The sequence below is a fragment of the Halorhodospira halophila genome (assembly GCF_016653405.1).
GTDB lineage: Bacteria > Pseudomonadota > Gammaproteobacteria > Nitrococcales > Halorhodospiraceae > Halorhodospira > Halorhodospira halophila_A.
Window position 1 is genome coordinate 1 of record NZ_NHSN01000011.1, and the last position, 15,829, is coordinate 15,829.

The window sequence follows — 15,829 nt, forward strand, 5'->3', positions numbered from 1 at the left end:
GCGTGTTGGAAGGTCGCCGCGAGCCAGTCCCCGCGCAGGGCCCGGGGGTCGAGCAGGACCGGCTCACGGGTCTGGTTGGTCAGCCGGACCGCCGTGACGTGGTACCCACCCCCACGCCAGGCGGCGACCGGTTCGGCTTCGACGTGAGCGCCACGGACCAGGGCGACAGTCCCATCCTCAACGCCCACCGAGCGGATCCCGGGATGCCCGGGCCTGAGTCGATCAGGTGCGTAGAGGTTCTGTGCGGCGTAGCGTGTGAGCGTGACGTAGTCCAGGACCGGCGCTTGCCCATCGGCGGACTCCGCCTCGGAAGGCCCCTCGGGGTCAGCTGCCGCCTCACGCTCCTCGCCGTGGACGATCAGCTCACGGCGCGGCCCATCCTCACGCGCCTCCAGATCGAGCATGAAGGACCGTCCGGTGTGCGGCTCCTCGACCAGCACCCGTGTCGCCTCGAAGGCTTCGGTCGGCTGGAGATAGAGCACGCCTTCGCGGGAAAGGACACGCAGACGATCTTCGAGAGCCGGCGGCACGCCGACCCGGGCCTGATCGGCCGGCAGGCGCACGATCCGCTCCCCATCGACCGGCAGGATGACCCGGATCGGGGTGCCATCCCAGACCACACGCTCCGGCGCGGCACCATCCTGAGCGGCCCGCTTTTTCGGGGTCGCAACCGTTCCGGCGGCATCGCTGCCCGGCTCCGGACCGTCTACGCCAGGCGCCTCACCGTCCTGCTGCTGAGCCGCTCCGCTGGCACCGGATCCATCCTCCGAAGCGCCCTCCGGGCGCTGCTCAGTCTCGGGATCGGTCGTGAACTCCGGCACGGGCAGCGAGAACCCGTCATCCCCGGCCACCGCGTAGGTCGGGGCCAAGGCGAGGATGAGGGCGCTGGCTAGCGTTCGGGCTCGCACCGTTCACCTCCGATGTAGTAGATGATCTGCTCGGGAGCGCGCGAGAGATCCGCCCACACCTGGCGGCGCCCCTCGAGGACCTCCTCGCAGGAAGGCTCCGGGGATGCCTCTGCGTCATCCCCCTCGGCGCGCTGCTTGTCAGCCGACTCGCTCGCTTCCCCCTCCTCGGCCTTCGGCTTTTCGGACGCCTGTTCGGGCGAAGACGGCGTGCTGGAACAGCCCGCCATCACGATCAGCCCTGCCAGCAGGGCCCCTGTCGGATGGAACCACCTCATGGGCCAGCCTCCTCGACTTGCAGCGCATGCAGGGTGCCGTCCTGGTGGCGCAGGACCGCGACCTCGGCCTCTGGATCGACCGAGCTCACCCGCCAACTCGTCTCGCCCACGGCCTCGCCGGAGCGATAGCGCCCGGTCTCTCCGTCATGGGCCAGGATGACCAGTGCGGACCCGGCCCAATGCTCGAAGCCGAGTAGACGGGCATCCTCGAGCCTCGGGTTCTCCGGTGCCTCCTCCAGGGTGGTGAGCCGCTCATCCAGCGCGTCGAGCCGGTCCTCGCTGACCCCGGGGATCTGTTGCTCCAGGGCCTCGAGCTCTGCGGCCAGGTCCCCGGTTTGCTGCTCCAGTTGAGCGACGCGATCGACCGACGGCAGCCCTGTCAGTGCCTCCTCATGCGCAGCCAGGGCCTGCTCGATTTCCTGCAGCCCGGACTCCTGAGCCTGCTCCAAGGCATCGATTGCCTGTTCCTGCTCCGCCGCCACCTCCTGCAGCTGATTCTCGAGCTCCTGCTCCAGGGCCTGGACACGCTGCGCAACCTGGGCCAGCTCCGGGGCCGGCGCGGTATCCTCCTCGTCGTCCCCACCGGCGCCGAGCACGGCTCCAAGGACGACGAGCACGACGAGAACACCTGCGCCAGGGAGGGCGAAGCGTTTGAGGCGAGCGCCGGTGCCGGTCGCGGCTGCCTGGTGTTCCTGGCCTTCCTCGCTTGCGCCATCACCGAAGATGGATGCCTCGAGGTCCGCTCCGTGGTCGGGTTCATCGGGCGAACCAGGATCCGGGGTCTCGACGCTCCTGGGGCCCGCGGATGCCTCGTGCGGCTCGCCCGCCTGCGCGTCGGTCTGGCGCTCGCCTTCGGAAGTATCGGGGTGTTGCCGCTGGGTTTGCTTTCGCCGGCTCATTGGGTCACCTCGTCAAACCACGACTCAGCCTCATCCGGATCGCCGGCCTCGATCTCCTCGGTGTCGGGGATCTCCAGCTTGGCGCCGGCCATCAGCAGATTCGGGTCGCCGCCGATGAAGGCCTGGGGGTTGGCCTCGTAGAGGGCCTGGCTCGCCACCTTCGGATGCCTTGGCGCGACATGAGCCGCGATCTGGTAGAGGCTGGCGCCGCGGGCAATTGGCCCGAGGGTCCCCGGTTCCTCCGGGTCGTCCCGATCGGCCGCGAGCCGCTCCGCATTGGCCTCCGCCCCCTCCCGGTACGGCGGCTTCGGTTCATAGGTCACCGCGCGCGCGACCGGGTCGGTAAGAAGTCGCCAGGGAGCACCAGCGAGGGTCTTGAGGGCCTCCTGCAAGGGCATAGGCCCGAGCTCCCGGTGGGCCTCGGGCAGCGGGCGACTGGTCAATACGGACGTTGCCGCCAGCTCCAGGAACTCGTAGCCGCTCGGCTCAAGAAGATGCTCCAGGGCATCCCCGACGGTCGTCACCTCCTGTGGAAAGACGACCTGGACGCTGGTCTTGAGCGGCTCCAGCTCCGCATCCATAGGATCAGGGTCCAGACTGGAGTAGCGCCCCACCTGTTCTCCGGCTATGCTCGGCCCAGCGATCGTGAGTAGCGTTGCGAAAAGGACGGCACGCATCTGCTGGCCCCTCCTCTTGCCCGTACCTGCGTGGTTCAGCGTGCCGAGAGAGCACCGCAGAATGTCGCCAAAAAGCAGAATCCCCTGACGAGACTTCTGGCTGTGCGCGTGGGCGACAGGCCGTGAAAGGCCACAAGCTTATAAAAGGTGAGCGGAATGGAAGGGAGACGGAACGGTACGGGGCCTACCCGGGGATGAAATTCTTAAACGGGTCAAAGGGTCAGCGGGGTGATACCCTTGCGCGCTAAGGCACCTGAAAGCCCACCCCCTCCCGAGTAAGGGATTACAATGCAAAAAGGGCCAGCGTGCCTCGCAGAGAACGCAGACCCCAGACGCTAACGGCGCAGCGGATGCGGAAGTGAACGCCTCGCAATGGTTGAAGACCGCACCACCTTGGGCCGCCTTCAGCTCTTCAGCGTCTTCTACGTCTTAAGCCTCTAGGTCTCCGGTATTTTTTCGTTGAGGATCGGAAATAGATTCCTAACCCGTTGAGGAACGTCATGACGACCCCTATTTCAAATGACTCAACAAACCCGTCTACTGACCGACCAACGGGCAACCAGATCGCGGCTGAGATTGCCGCGGAGGCGACCCTGCTGTTGGCTCTATACTACTCACCCGACAGCAATGGGGGGGCGATGAAGACTAACACCCCCGGCGACCCAGCTGAAGTCCAAAAGAAAGCTGAAGCAATCTACAAACGGCTCTTGATTATCGCCCATCAGGAAGGCTTTGACCTACACACCTAACTGGGGCTATCCAACTCTGTGTGGGTGACACCTTCATCAGGTCAGGCCGCGTCAGCACTAGATGTTGTGCGATAGGGTCACGCCGGCGGACGGCTACCCCGCTACAAGCCGCTGACACCCACACGATTCGCGAAGGGGCCCTGGGTGTACTCGCTTCTAAGCAGCCCGGCTAGATTATCGATCCAGTCACTACTGAGCTGCGAGTGCAACTGCCCGCCACTGATACTGGTATCGGCCTTAAGCCAGTCCTTGCGAATATCCAGCAGTGCCTGCTTCATTGCTTCTTCGATATCCACCAGGTCGAGCTCCTATATCTTAGGATATCGTATTCATCGTAATGCCGCCCAACCTCGAAGCTCAGCCGACAGCGTAAGCGGGCAAAGCCCGCTGTAGTCGGTCGGCTGGAGCGCAGTGTTAGAGGTCATTTTCTGAGAACTCACGGTTCGCCTTGCTTGAGGAACGAACGACACGGTAACTCTCCCCATTGTTGCGAAAAGAGCGGGCGCAGTGGAGCTAGTTCTTTCAAACTTTTGAGCGGCTTTAGCGACTTCACACTCTTGACCGGTTCAGGCTGCGGATTTGAGAAAACGCTTTCTACTGCACACGCTGCATCGCCCTCGTGACCACGAACGATTCCATCTACAAACCAACCTAGGTGATTTCCATTGAATCCGTAGACATGAAAGTCACGACCGCTGTCTCGGACAAGGTATGCGACGGGTTCGCCTGACCATAGATAGATAGTCAGATCATCGTCGGCGACGATGTACGCGGCCGCACGGCCTTCTCCGTCGAAAAGCGAGATCTCGTCTTGCGCGACCACAACGGAGCACACGAACGTCAATAGGCAAACAGCGATTATTTTCATATGACCTCAACGACAGGCTGAGGCGCGCGAGCCTTGCGAGCGTCGCCTCAAGCCACTAGTTAGGAACCAGCTACTCATGCTGCCTCGCTACCCACTGAGTATGCTCTCGAGAGAACGCCAGTTCTGACTCATTAACGAACTCCGAAAAGTCATTTTCCGTCTCGACCTCATACAGTCTATTGAGCGTAATCCCAATTTCGTGTGCCGTGAGCGTATACGACGACGCAAGTTCGCTGAACTTCCTAATCTGCATCCAGCCGATCAAAGACGCTGCGAGCACGATTAGCGGATCGGTCGGCGCATGCTCCCAACCGGGCTGGGTGATACGTATCAGCACGGTGAGTATTGCTATGACATAAACGATCAAAGTCACCCCGACCCAACGTCGAAATGCCTTCTTGTTATCTCTCGCACGTCGGTTATACCAATCTCTTTGCTCCTGTATCCGATATTCCTTGTAATACTGCTTGCGCTCTTCGATTCCCCTTTTCCGAACCTGATCCATCGCGTGAGTCACTTGATCTTCGGCTGAGGAACCAGACGCTAATTCTTCACCGACTTCTCGGTTAGCCTTCAAGATCTCCCGCAAATAATTCCGAAATTCCGCTCTCGGCTCTTGGATACTCTCGGCGTCGAGGAACGGGTCGGCCCGCATCATATAGCGCCACGTGGATGTCTTGACCGACTCCGCAAGAGCTCGGCATCGATACCATGTTTGCTCAGGCTTCTTGAATGAACGAACCACGAGCATTGTCGCGGCGAGCACGAATACGAGGGCATAACCAACATCGTAGTACGCACTGGTATACCACTGGAGTCCCAGGACTGCAGCAAGGAACAGCAGGGTATATTCTGCCCGCACGAGATTCAGGTACTTGCTTTGTGCCGTATTGGAGGCCTTGTCAGCGTCCAAGTACAGCGCCGGGTAATTGCCTTTGTCCATGGCTACCGCAGCCTGCGTATCGCCTGGACGATTGAGCCGGTATTCCAGTTCACCAGTTCGTCCGCGGCCGATCTGACCGCATCAGGTACTCGTTGTCCACCGCGCTGGCGTACACCCAATATCGGCTTATCTAACGCACTCGCAACGTTTATCTCGAACTGAATCCAATCGCTGTGCGCGACATACATGCCAGCAATAATTACCACGACCTGCGCTGGTCGAATTTGCTGCCGTAGCTCTTCCTTGAGCTGCTCTTTGTTCATTCGGTCGAATTTCTTGTCCTCCGGAATCGAGTAGTTGATGTACGCAAAATTGTTCGCGTTATCGAGAAGTTTAATCATACTCTCGTAGCGTTCCCCGTATTTCCACGCGTGGCTAATGAACAAGCGGTATGGGTTCAGAGTTGGCATATACCGTTCTCCTTTTGATTGCCGTTGCCGGGGATTGCCGTATATCGTCTCTTTTCGCCTAACGCCTTCACTCAGCCGTCGTCAGCCCGCGTAGCGGGTTGATAGTCGGCTGCAGTGACTTGTTGGGCACGTTCTTGCACGATGACCTTCGATTTACCAGCAAGCAACTGATCTATAAACGTTCGTATAGCCTGTGCGCACCGATATGCATAGGGCACGTTGTACATTCGTGCGGGATGCTGAGGTGAACGGACCACAAGGACTTGTGAAAGTGGGCCTTCGCCGTCAATTCGACAACCCTGCATAGACCTATGAGCGCGCCCTTTTTCGTTAATTTCGATAAAAGCGGATACATCCGGACAAGATATTGTGTATCCGGCATCTTTAAGCGTGCGAATGAGTAAATCGAAGGATTGTTGCTCCATTGCGACAATGACGCGTGGGCGTATCTGCACTAGTACTTTCAAAACCGATGATGCACCACTTTGCATTCGGTCCGCGGGAACAGAGGCAGCATCTGGGTTTTGCTGCCAATGAAAATTCACAAAAGTATATAGTTTGGATCCGCCAGCCGCTAGGGACAACCCAACAATGGTTTCAACGAGTGGCTTTAGCGATGCTCTGAAGCCAGCGCTCCACTCACTGAATGGTTCTAAGAACGGCGTATCCCATAGCGGTGCTCCGCTGTCCATAACTCGCGCTCGATTTGGGGTTACCCTTTCGCCACCGCCAGGACTCGGGCCTACAAAGACTAGCCAACCAAGTGCTGAGCCGTAGCAGCCCTCAGGCCAAACGTACTTCGGGTCACCCTCGATGCGCATGCGCTCCAACCGCTTAGCAGATTCTTCATTCAGCAATGTCATTTGATATTCACTATTCTCCCAGCGCCCAACAGTGGTATCGACAGATTCTGTGTATCCCGATCAGGCGTAATTCTGTATTTCCGGCTGCGCCAAGACGCGCGCAGAGATTAATTGAGCGGTTCGGTGCAATAACAATGGGTTGCTCAGCGAAACGGCGGCCTGGGCGGCGGAAATGCTTGCAAGACACCTAGGGGCCCGCGTGGCCGCGGTTCTGCGTACGGCAGGTCCGAGAGGTACACCCTCGAGGCGTCCCCAAGGGTAGGTGGTGTGGCGAGCTCCACGCGCAGTCGTCCGTTGACATGTTGGCCAGTGAAGCACCTTACAATGTCGGGCTGCAAGAGCGCGCGCCACCTGGCGCGGAACGCTTAAGCGCGCGGGTTGAAAGACGGAGGGCCGCCAAGTCTCAGCGGCTCGGCGAATTCTGTGTAAACTCTTGGGGTTGACCCCTTGAGGCGGATCCCTGACCGTTGGCCCCGAGGAGGTATGCAACCATGACCCTCCTAGTCCCCCTGGCCCTAGCCCTAACGCTTCTCCTTGACCCCTTTTCCGATTCGTACGGGGTCGAGGACTTACCGACGGCCATGGCTGTAGTCGGCGGAGAACCTATCGAAGTCCGAATCGCCAACACGCGGACGGCTCGAGCCCAGGGGTTCCAGCATGCAAGCCCGGAGCAGCTGAGCACAGAACGGGTCCTCTTCATTTGGACCGAGCCTCACCGACCGAGCTTTCACATGCATAACGTATCCGCGCCGTTGGACATTGCCTGGATTGCCGAGGGAGAGATCATCGCGATCGAGCGGATGACCCCAGGCGAACAAGGATACCGCCCCCCTGAGCCTGTTGATGCCGCGCTGGAACTCGCACCCAAACAGACGGAGACCATCGGCATAGAACCGGAAACCCAGATCGAGATCCCTCGAATTGCGTGCTCCGACGATTCCGACCTCTCACCCCACTGATCGTGAACAACCCATGAGAACCCGTCCATGCTGGCCCTGCCGAGTCTTAGTCCCTACCCAAAACATCTGCTGCGGCCCGAAGGAAGGCGATCAGGGCACGGGCGGGAAGGAGCATCGCTAGGCAGTTGCGGGCCTCATGTTCTCAGCGTATCGGGCACTTTGCGCCAGTCTCACCGGTTGGGAAGGTGGAGGACGACCTCGAGGCCGTGCGGAGCGCGGTTGCGCGCATGCACCACGCCGCCGAGCGTCTCAGCCGCATGGCACGTGATGGCCAGGCCGAGGCCGTGCCCGCTGCGGCGGCCGGAAGCCAGGCGCCGGAACGGCTCGAAGATCCGCTGCAGCTCCTCCTCAGGAACCCCGGGGCCTTCGTCGCGGACCCGGATCGCGACGCCCTCGCCCCCCACCTCCCAGGTCACGGTCACGGCGCTGCCCTCCGGGGTATGCTGCAGGGCGTTGCGCACGGCGTTCTCGATCGCGGCACGCAGCAAGTAGCGATCCGCCTGCACGGTGGCCTCCGGGCCCGGGACGACAGTCACCGAGCGCCCCTCGCTCCCCTCGTCTGGATCGCCGCGGAGCTCGTAGCGGGCGTCACGCGCGATGGACTCGACCAGGCCGGGCAGGTCGATCGGCTCGGGCGTGATCTCCGCGGCCCCTGCCTCCAGCCTCGCCAGGCTCAGGATCTGCCCGATCAGGCGATCCAGGTGCTCAAGCTCGTGCTCCATGCGTGCCAGATGGCCCGCCTGGCGCTCGCCGTCCTGCTGACGGGCCAGCTCCAAAGCGGTCTGGAGCCGCGCCAACGGCGACCGCAACTCGTGGGAGAGATCCCGCAGCAAGTGCCCGCGCGACTCGATCAGGTAGGCAAGCTGGTCCGCCATGCGGTTGAAGTCTCCGGCGAGCGCCTGGAGTTCGTCCCCGCCGCCCGAGGTGGTCCCGGCGCGGGCGGAGAGATCGCCCTGGGCCAGGCGCTGGCTAGCCCGGCGAATGCGTCGTACCCGTTGGCTGAGCCGGGCGGCGAGCAGCGCCGCCAGGGCTGCTGTGATGGCGAGGGCCAGCCCTGCGCCGACCCCCGGTGGCAGGTCGGCCAGCCCCGCCGGGGAGCCCACGGCTACCAGGTGCCGCTCCCGCCCGTCGCCCAGCTCCAAGGACACCGCGCGGTAGGGATGGCCTTCGACCCAGCCGGAGGCCGCTCCGTCCAGATCCGCCTCCTCGAGCGCCTCCTGCAGGGGGTGGGGCCCGCGCCGCTGCCCCTGGGGAGAGAGGCCCGGCGCCTGCGGCACGATCCGCAGCCGCGGCGCCTCCCCCCGCTGCAGGCCGCGCAGGTAGGCGCGGACCTCGCGATCGCGGGCCTCGGCCGCCAGCTCCTCCAGCTCTTCAGCGTGCGCTTGCAGTTCCGCCGCCTCGGGCAGGGCGGCGCCGCTCCAGTGGGCGTAGACGGCCGCCAAGGCCCCGCCGACAGCGCTCATCGCCACCCAGAGCCAGAGGAAAAGCTTGAGGAAGAGTCGGCTCATCTCGCGTTTCCTCCAGCCGGAGCGTCGGCAGGAATCAGCTGGTAGCCCGCTCCACGGCGGCTGATGATGCGTGACCCGCCCTCGGGCAGTGGTCCCAGCTTGCGGCGCAGATTGCTGATGTGGGTATCGATGGCGCGGTCGTAGGCCCCTAAGGGGCGGTGCAGGGCTTCCTCGCTCAGGCGCTCGCGGGAGACCACCTCGCCGGCGTGGCGCAGCAGCACGGCGAGCACGGCCATCTCCGCCCCGGTGAGCGTGACGGGCTCACCCTGGCACAGGAGCTGCCGTCGGCCCCAGTCGAGTTCGAGATCGCCGGCACGCAGCACCGAAGCCTCCTCGCAGGAGGGCGGCTGCGCGCGGCGCAGCAGGGCGCGGATGCGAGCGAGCAGAACCCGGGGGTTGCAGGGCTTGGCGAGGTAGTCGTCGGCGCCGAGCTCCAGACCTACGACCGTATCCGTATCATCGCCGCGGGCGGTGAGCATGAGCACCGGTACACTGTGCTCCCGGCGTATCTCCCGGAGCAGCTCGAAGCCGTTGCGGCCGGGGAGCATGACATCCAGCACGATGACCGCCGGCGCCGCGGCGGCGAGCTGCTGCTCCGCCTGCCCGGCGTCCTCGGCGGCCGCCACCTCGAAGCCCTCTCCCTGCAGGTACTCCGCGAGCAGCTCCTGGAGAGCCGGGTCATCGTCGACGATGAGGATGCGTGCCATGGGCCTCCATTCTGCCTTGCTTCCGTCTCTACTGCGCGCCTCGATGCAGCCGCCCTGGATAGCGTCCTTGACCTTTCTTGGCAGATCTTGTGCTGCGCTAATCCCACGGCGGTCCCCGGAGGAGAGAGAATCGCACCTGTGGCCTTAGTCATGTCGAGACCGACGGGTCATGCGGTACCGATTTTCAAGCCAGAGGAGAATGTGTCATGACACGACCCAGTAGGCGATTCCCCAAGCTTATGGCACTGGCCATGGTGTTGGCTTTCGGCCTGCCGGCGCCGGCACTGACCGCCGGGTCGGATGATGCCGAGCCTTCGCAGGCCGGACAACAAGCCGCTTCAGAGCGGCAGGCGTCGGGCCGCGGCGAGGGTGGCGCTCATGCCGAGGATGCCACTGGCCAGGGCCGGGGTGAGGGCCAAGCCGGGCGGCGCGATGGCGATGCCGCCGGAAGGGGCGGTGAGGGTCGCGGTGAAGGAGACCCCCGCGCCGAGGACGCTACCGGCCAGGGTCGGGGTGAGGGCCAAGCCGGGCAGCGCGGTGGCGATGCTGCCGCACGGGGCGGTGAGGGTCGCGCGGAAAGTCGCCGCGGAGCTGGCGATGGCCAGTCCGAAGGTCGCGGTGCAGGTCAAGGCCGCGGTGACTGAGTGAGCCACGGCCAGTGCGCGCTTTCGGGGAGTGTGCCACTAAATCGTGCTGCGGACCTCCAAGCGGTTGTCCGCAGCTCTTGTGGATATGACACATCCCGGCCCCTTCGCGGATCGTGTGGGTGTCAGCGGCTTGTAGCGGGGTAGCCGTCCGCCGGCGTGACCCTATCGCACAACATCTAGTGCTGACGCGGCCTGACCTGATGACGCCGTCACCTACACAGATTTGGATAGCGCCTGAACGACCTGCACCGCTGCGCCACACCAGGATGGGTCCCGTATTTATAGGCTTCACAATCCATCAACGCTCGCCTGAACCGTTATTGCGTAACGTGGGCTTGAGGTCGAGGAAGGCATCCTGCGCCGGTCCATCGAGGGTATTCAGGACGTGCGCAACGGCTTCCTCAAGGACCCACTCGAGCACGGCGCGCTGGGTCATGCCGTGGTGGACGGCCAGGCGCTCAAGGTTGAGCTTGGCCCTGAAGTGGACCATGGCGTTGATGCGCTCCAGCATCTCGACGTCCTCATCAAGGCCCTTGAGATGACGCTGACGATAGGCTCGTTGTCTCTCGGCATTCGAAGAGGCCATCCCGTCCCCCCTATCACCGTTTACCGCTCCGGTAGCTGGCCCAAGTGAAGGCCAGAGCTGTGCCGTCCTCAAGCAGCCGATCGATGACGCGCTCGCCTAGAATCTGCGTCAAGTCCTGGCATCCGAGGTTCGAGATCACGACGGTCGGCCGCATGTCCGAGTACCGCCGGTTGAAGATCTCAAAAAGCACCATGCGCTCATGCTCGGAGCCGGTCTGAGCGCCCACCTCGTCGAGGACCAACAGCGGCAAACCAGCGAGCCAGTCGAACACGTCCTGCTCGGTCTGCTCACTCGTCCGGTCATAGGTTCGGCGCACCTGACGCACCGCGTCGGAGACGGTGGCGTAACGTGCCTGCCGCTGGTGCGCAGCAATGACATAGCGCGCGATAGCACAACCGAGGTGGGTCTTTCCGGTACCCACCCCACCAGAGAGGATGAGGTTCGTCCCATTCTGGAGGCGCTCGGGAAAGGTCTCCGCATAGCGGCGGCAGGCTTCACGCACCCGAACCGCTGCGTCCGCTTCGGCGTCAAAAGCCTCAAACGAGGCATCTTGATACCGCCCCGGGATGCCGGCCAACCGGATCATCGTCTGGGTACGCTGCTGACGTCTCTGCTCCATGTCCTCCCGCCGCTGGCGCTGGCGTTTCGCGTCCAGGCAGTGCGGACACCCCCCGCCGACCCAGCGATCACCCAGCCAGGTGTAGATGGCGGTGTACTGGCCGTGATCAGGGCAGTACTCCTGCTTCTCACGATGGTGGCTATTTAGAGCGTGCGCGATGCTTTGCATAATCCCTCCTACCAGTCGGGGTCCGTTTCAAAGCCCGCAGCCGCGAACACATCAACCTCGGCTTGGTAGCTCTTCTGCGACGTATGCTCATCGAGCGTGGTGCGCGGAGCCGCTCCACCGGACCCTCGGCCACGCTCGATGGCCTCTTTCCAGCGTTCCTCCCGTAGGTAATTGCCTGGGTTGGGGATATAGCCACCGATCCAGCGCCGATCCTCTAACTGCCTGCATGCGATGTCGCTGAGGATGGCGTCGATCTGCCAGCGCAGCCCGCGCGAGCGGAAGATTTCGTAGGCCTCACGCCGTTTGACCTTCCTCGGGTAGGCCGTCCAGAACCGCTCAAAGACCTCGCGGTCATTGGCTTTGGGAGCATCGGCGCTGTGCTGGGCGGAGGCCGAGAGCGTCCCAGCAAGGCCAGCTTCACACACCCCTGCGCCCCCCGACCGAGAGGCCCCCTCGGTGTGTAATGGAGCTTCTCTCCGGACACCGGATACCGGAGGTGTGTTGGCTTGGATCTGCACCGGGGATGTCGGGTTAGGGTCGGGATGCCTGTCGGGTTGAGACCGCGACTGCCCATCACATGCGAGCCGGGTCTTGTCGGGATCTGTGTCGGGTTCGCTATGCCGGGTTTGTGTCGGGTTTGTGCCGGGTTTTTCCCGCTCAGACGAGTCCGTATGGGCCAACGGACAGTGGAAGATGAGCCGCTTCCCTTGGGTACACTCGACCGTTAACCCCGACCGGTTCAGCCAATCCACCGAGCGCCTTACGGCGGATTTGCTCGGTGTGCCGGTGCCGGTCAGGCCCTGGTGCGGCTCGACATGGCAGGCTTCGCGCAGTGATTGCCAGCTGATACGCCGCTGCACACCGACCAGGCCCGTCCGGTAATCCATATACGGTCGGATACCGAGGATGTAGACACGGAGCGCCAAGCTCGGGAGCCCCGCCAACGCCTGGAGTTCCTCCTGGGTCAATTTGATGGCACTCATCAGTGCCCTCCCTCGACCGCCGGTTCGGCCCGCCCCCTTGAGGCGTAGTCCCGCTGGATGGCTTCGGCTTCCTGTACGAGCTGCCACACAGCCTGCGCAGGAACGCGGCACTTCTGGGCAACTCGCAGATACCGCTTCGCATCGGGTAGGCCGTGGTGCTGTTGCCAGGACTGCCAGACGACGTCGGCCCGTTCCGGCTGCAGACGGGGTGGGCGCCCCTGGTGCCGAGACACCCCCAGCGTCCGGCGACGACGGGCCACCTCCGCAGGTGTCATCCCGAAAAGCGCTTCCATCATCGCCCCGTGGGCATGGTGGCGGATCAGTTCATCGGCAAGTTCGTCCTCCTCGGCACGACGACGAGCGCGCTCGATAGCCGCCGCCAGACGCTCGGGATGAACGTGGATATCGAGAAAGTACCGAGCTTGTGACAGCAGGTAGAGATACTCCCGGAAGGTCAATTTCTCGATCTGCTGCACGCTGCCTTGTTCCTGCTTGCACTCGAGGGCATGCAGAATCGCCTCGTGTGCGAGCTTGGTCGGGCTCATTGTCCTCATGGCTCGCCCTCCCATAGGTTCATGTTGCGTTCGAGTGCGGCGTTGCGTAGTTGACGGCAGAGCCGTAACAGCTGGATGAAGTCCTGAATATCGGTCTCGGGTACCGATGGGTTCGACCAGAAGTCCATGGCGATTTGGACGTAGCCTGGTGAACCCATGCGACTGCGGACAGTGCCGGGGCTGCTGTTGACGATTTGCGGTAGGTCGTAATGACCAGGTAGATGCGCTCTCCGGGCATCGGTGGCCAACGCTTCGGAGAAAGCAAGTAGGGTCCACCAGATCCACTTCCGAGCGGGGTGCTGGGAGCCGGCGTCAGGGGCCTCCGGCAACTCAACCAGGTAGCCGACCCCGTGATCCCAGGAGTGCACGCATCGATCGAGTTCGTAACGCCTCGCGATACTGTGTGCCAGCCGATAGATGTGCTCGCGCAGATCAGGAACGGACTCGCCCTCTACGACCTCATCATCGGAGGTCGTCTCTGGGCGGAACTCAGGCTCCGGACTGTTCAGAGCTGGTTCCGGTTCGAACGGGGCGGACTCCTCCAGGTCCCCTTCGTCTTCTGCAGCGACCGGGGTGCATGCTGCGGCTGTCTTATCGTCAGGCGCCGTGTTTTCCGACTCCATGGCACCTGACCGAACCATTCCTTCCGGCGCATCATCGTGATCAGCATCCAATACGGAGGTGGACTGATCCTCCATACGATCGATGCGTCCCGGCAGCGGATGGCCGCTCAAAACGGTGTCCAGTTCATAACGCACAGCGCGCTGGTCGATTCCCAGCGCCTCCGCCATCCGGGCTACCAGTTCATCTCGACCTTCCTCCGGATCCCAGTCGGGAGCGTCGGTATGGGCGAGCGCCTGCTCCCAGAGAATGTCGAAATCCTCCGCATCCCGCTGGTAATGACTCCAGACTTCCTGTGCCGCAGCGTAGATCTTCCTGATGTGGTCGAGCGTTTTTGCGCCAAGGCTGTTCAGCGCCTCCGGGATCGCAGCCAGTAGGTGCTGCGCCGCGAACTCATACCGGAGCAGGTGACGCTTGCTGATCGTGTATCCGAGCCCGTGAAGCCGAGCAATGAATGCATTGCGGCTGAGCTTCTCGCCCGACTCCGCCTCTAGGTGGCCCCGGAGGTGTTCCAGGGCAAGGGCCTTATCAATCAAGGCGAGCTCGCCTCGGAGCTCGTTCTCGACCAGGTGGCTGGTCAGAACCGTAGTCTCACCCTGCCAAGGGTGGTAAAGGCAGTGGACCCGCGCGAAGGCTTCATCCCCGGTCTCCGCAAAAAGTTCGCGGAGAATGCGCAGGCGGGTATTGCCGCCGGCGCAGATCGTGTAGTGCTCGTCGCCAGGGCGACGGGTCACATCCAGGCTGTTATTGAGCCCCCGCTGCGCCGCAATCGACTGCTTGATCTCTTCATAGCGGGGGTTCTCCAAACGGCGTGGGTTGTCCTGGTACTCGAGGATCTGCTCGATCGATAGCACCAGCTGGGTCACGGTAACCGGGTCACCCGGCTGATCCAGGCTGTGCTCCCGGGTACCGTAGTGCCCTTGCCACAGGCCCTGTCGGACCTTTTCAGTCAAACCGCGTTTTGCCATATGCGCCTCCGGCACTCCGAGCCAGACCGTAAGTCGGCTAGACGTCCTCGAGGTGCGGGAAAAGCTCTCGAGTGAGAGCCCGCATGGTCTCGAGCGCTGCGGGGGTCGGCCCGTCGCGCCTGGGCTCCCATTGGTGCACCGGGATCTGCCGGGTAGCCGCCTCTCGGTAGGCCACGGTCGCCGGCACCGTGGTTTCGAGGATGGTGATCTGCCCCTTGCTGGGCTCGTAGGTCTCGCGGCGCAGCTCTTGGGCAATGGCCCGGGCATCCGCTGTACGATCCATCCGATATAGCAGGCCGCGCAGCGGAGCGATGGGTGCACCAAGCGCCGCCATGGGCTTGAGGCGGTCGATCATCCCGAGCGTCCCACGAGCGAACTCGCGCGCAGAGAGAATCTCCGGTGGTATCGGCGAGAGGAGCATATCCGCCGACAGGACGGCGGCGTCCTGGAGTGGACCGACGGCCCCTTGGGTGTCGATCAGCACCACGTCATAGATATCGTCGTACTCACTCAGGATGTGCCGGAGACGAACCCGGCCATCGGGGGTGTGCAGGATCCAGTTCTGAAGAGCACCATCCGGATCATCACTAAGAACCAGATCGAGCAACCCGCCGCCATCACTATCGATCTTCGTGGTGCTGACAGTACTGCCGGTCTCACCCTCGGTGATGAGCGCCGTCAGGCCTCGGGAAGAGGGTGGGTCATGGATCGGGAAATAGCTGGACAGGGTTGGTTGGATGTCTGCATCGACGAGCAGCACACGCTGACCGCGGTCGGCCAGATAGGCACCAAGGTTCGCGGTAACGGTGGTCTTTCCGACGCCGCCCTTGGTGGAACAGACACAGAGTTTGATTGCCATGTTGCCTCCCCTCCGCTTGTATCAAGCCGGAGGGGAGATGTATTCGCAGTTTACGAGA

At 62.9% G+C, this 15,829-nt stretch carries 20 protein-coding genes; 2 read left to right on the forward strand and 18 right to left on the reverse strand.

Features of this window, described 5'->3' with window-relative positions; all coding sequences use genetic code 11:
- The 4 genes from CCR79_RS03560 to CCR79_RS03575 form a co-directional block, all read right to left on the reverse strand.
- On the reverse strand, positions 1–908 hold a 908-nt coding region (locus CCR79_RS03560; protein WP_201168832.1), incomplete at its 3' end, for a TIGR03749 family integrating conjugative element protein.
- Positions 890–1,183 (reverse strand): hypothetical protein, encoded by a 294-nt coding sequence (locus CCR79_RS03565; RefSeq protein WP_201168834.1) that lies wholly within the window; start codon positions 1,181–1,183, stop codon positions 890–892. The genes CCR79_RS03560 and CCR79_RS03565, both read right to left, overlap by 19 nt.
- A complete protein-coding gene (locus CCR79_RS03570; RefSeq protein ID WP_201168836.1) occupies positions 1,180–2,082 on the reverse strand; it encodes a hypothetical protein in 903 nt (300 codons plus the stop codon). Before CCR79_RS03570 ends, CCR79_RS03565 begins: the two co-directional genes overlap by 4 nt.
- The gene (locus CCR79_RS03575) at positions 2,079–2,759 is read right to left on the reverse strand and encodes a hypothetical protein (RefSeq protein WP_201168837.1); all 681 of its coding nucleotides are present in this window, start codon (positions 2,757–2,759) and stop codon (positions 2,079–2,081) included. Before CCR79_RS03575 ends, CCR79_RS03570 begins: the two co-directional genes overlap by 4 nt.
- A gap of 500 nt (positions 2,760–3,259) precedes the next feature.
- Here CCR79_RS03575 and CCR79_RS03580 point away from each other — a divergent pair, with 500 nt between their 5' ends.
- On the forward strand, positions 3,260–3,508 hold the full coding sequence (locus CCR79_RS03580; RefSeq protein WP_201168838.1) for a hypothetical protein: 249 nt from the start codon (positions 3,260–3,262) through the stop codon (positions 3,506–3,508).
- 101 nt (positions 3,509–3,609) lie between these two features.
- Here CCR79_RS03580 and CCR79_RS03585 read toward each other — a convergent pair whose 3' ends face one another.
- The 5 genes from CCR79_RS03585 to CCR79_RS03605 form a co-directional block, all read right to left on the reverse strand.
- Complete coding sequence (locus CCR79_RS03585; RefSeq protein WP_201168839.1) at positions 3,610–3,804, reverse strand: hypothetical protein; 195 nt, start codon at positions 3,802–3,804, stop codon at positions 3,610–3,612.
- A gap of 140 nt (positions 3,805–3,944) precedes the next feature.
- Complete coding sequence (locus CCR79_RS03590) at positions 3,945–4,376, reverse strand: 4-fold beta flower protein (RefSeq protein ID WP_201168840.1); 432 nt, start codon at positions 4,374–4,376, stop codon at positions 3,945–3,947.
- Positions 4,377–4,446: 70 nt separating this feature from the next.
- Positions 4,447–5,319 carry a DUF4231 domain-containing protein gene (locus CCR79_RS03595; RefSeq protein ID WP_201168842.1) on the reverse strand — a complete coding sequence of 291 codons (873 nt, stop codon included), beginning with the start codon at positions 5,317–5,319 and terminating at the stop codon, positions 4,447–4,449.
- A 2-nt stretch (positions 5,320–5,321) separates the two neighbouring features.
- Positions 5,322–5,729: a TIR domain-containing protein gene (locus CCR79_RS03600; protein WP_201168844.1), complete on the reverse strand. Its 408-nt coding sequence runs from the start codon at positions 5,727–5,729 to the stop codon at positions 5,322–5,324.
- A 71-nt stretch (positions 5,730–5,800) separates the two neighbouring features.
- A complete protein-coding gene (locus CCR79_RS03605; protein ID WP_201168846.1) occupies positions 5,801–6,154 on the reverse strand; it encodes a hypothetical protein in 354 nt (117 codons plus the stop codon).
- Positions 6,155–7,173: 1,019 nt separating this feature from the next.
- On the opposite strand from CCR79_RS03605, the gene CCR79_RS03610 reads away from it, so the two are divergent.
- Positions 7,174–7,551 (forward strand): DUF192 domain-containing protein, encoded by a 378-nt coding sequence (locus CCR79_RS03610; protein ID WP_242510815.1) that lies wholly within the window; start codon positions 7,174–7,176, stop codon positions 7,549–7,551.
- A gap of 170 nt (positions 7,552–7,721) precedes the next feature.
- Here CCR79_RS03610 and CCR79_RS03615 read toward each other — a convergent pair whose 3' ends face one another.
- The 9 genes from CCR79_RS03615 to CCR79_RS03655 form a co-directional block, all read right to left on the reverse strand.
- The gene (locus tag CCR79_RS03615) at positions 7,722–9,059 is read right to left on the reverse strand and encodes a HAMP domain-containing sensor histidine kinase (protein WP_201168850.1); all 1,338 of its coding nucleotides are present in this window, start codon (positions 9,057–9,059) and stop codon (positions 7,722–7,724) included.
- Complete coding sequence (locus CCR79_RS03620) at positions 9,056–9,766, reverse strand: response regulator transcription factor (protein ID WP_201168852.1); 711 nt, start codon at positions 9,764–9,766, stop codon at positions 9,056–9,058. Before CCR79_RS03620 ends, CCR79_RS03615 begins: the two co-directional genes overlap by 4 nt.
- A 338-nt stretch (positions 9,767–10,104) precedes the next feature.
- Entirely contained in the window at positions 10,105–10,395 is a 291-nt protein-coding gene (locus CCR79_RS03625; protein ID WP_207190286.1) for a hypothetical protein, read from the reverse strand.
- A gap of 316 nt (positions 10,396–10,711) precedes the next feature.
- On the reverse strand, positions 10,712–10,999 hold the full coding sequence (locus CCR79_RS03630) for a hypothetical protein (RefSeq protein ID WP_201168856.1): 288 nt from the start codon (positions 10,997–10,999) through the stop codon (positions 10,712–10,714).
- A gap of 13 nt (positions 11,000–11,012) precedes the next feature.
- Positions 11,013–11,786, reverse strand: a complete 774-nt coding sequence (locus CCR79_RS03635) for an ATP-binding protein (protein WP_201168857.1) — start codon at positions 11,784–11,786, stop codon at positions 11,013–11,015.
- An 8-nt stretch (positions 11,787–11,794) separates the two neighbouring features.
- The gene (locus CCR79_RS03640; protein WP_201168858.1) at positions 11,795–12,769 is read right to left on the reverse strand and encodes a hypothetical protein; all 975 of its coding nucleotides are present in this window, start codon (positions 12,767–12,769) and stop codon (positions 11,795–11,797) included.
- Positions 12,769–13,323, reverse strand: coding sequence for an STY4526/YPO1902 family pathogenicity island replication protein (locus tag CCR79_RS03645; protein ID WP_201168860.1), 555 nt, complete (start codon positions 13,321–13,323; stop codon positions 12,769–12,771). The genes CCR79_RS03640 and CCR79_RS03645 overlap by 1 nt, the downstream gene beginning before the upstream one ends.
- Complete coding sequence (locus CCR79_RS03650) at positions 13,320–14,912, reverse strand: ParB family protein (protein WP_201168862.1); 1,593 nt, start codon at positions 14,910–14,912, stop codon at positions 13,320–13,322. Before CCR79_RS03650 ends, CCR79_RS03645 begins: the two co-directional genes overlap by 4 nt.
- A gap of 37 nt (positions 14,913–14,949) precedes the next feature.
- A complete protein-coding gene (locus CCR79_RS03655) occupies positions 14,950–15,771 on the reverse strand; it encodes a ParA family protein (protein WP_201168864.1) in 822 nt (273 codons plus the stop codon).
- Between the last annotated feature and the right edge of the window lie 58 nt (positions 15,772–15,829).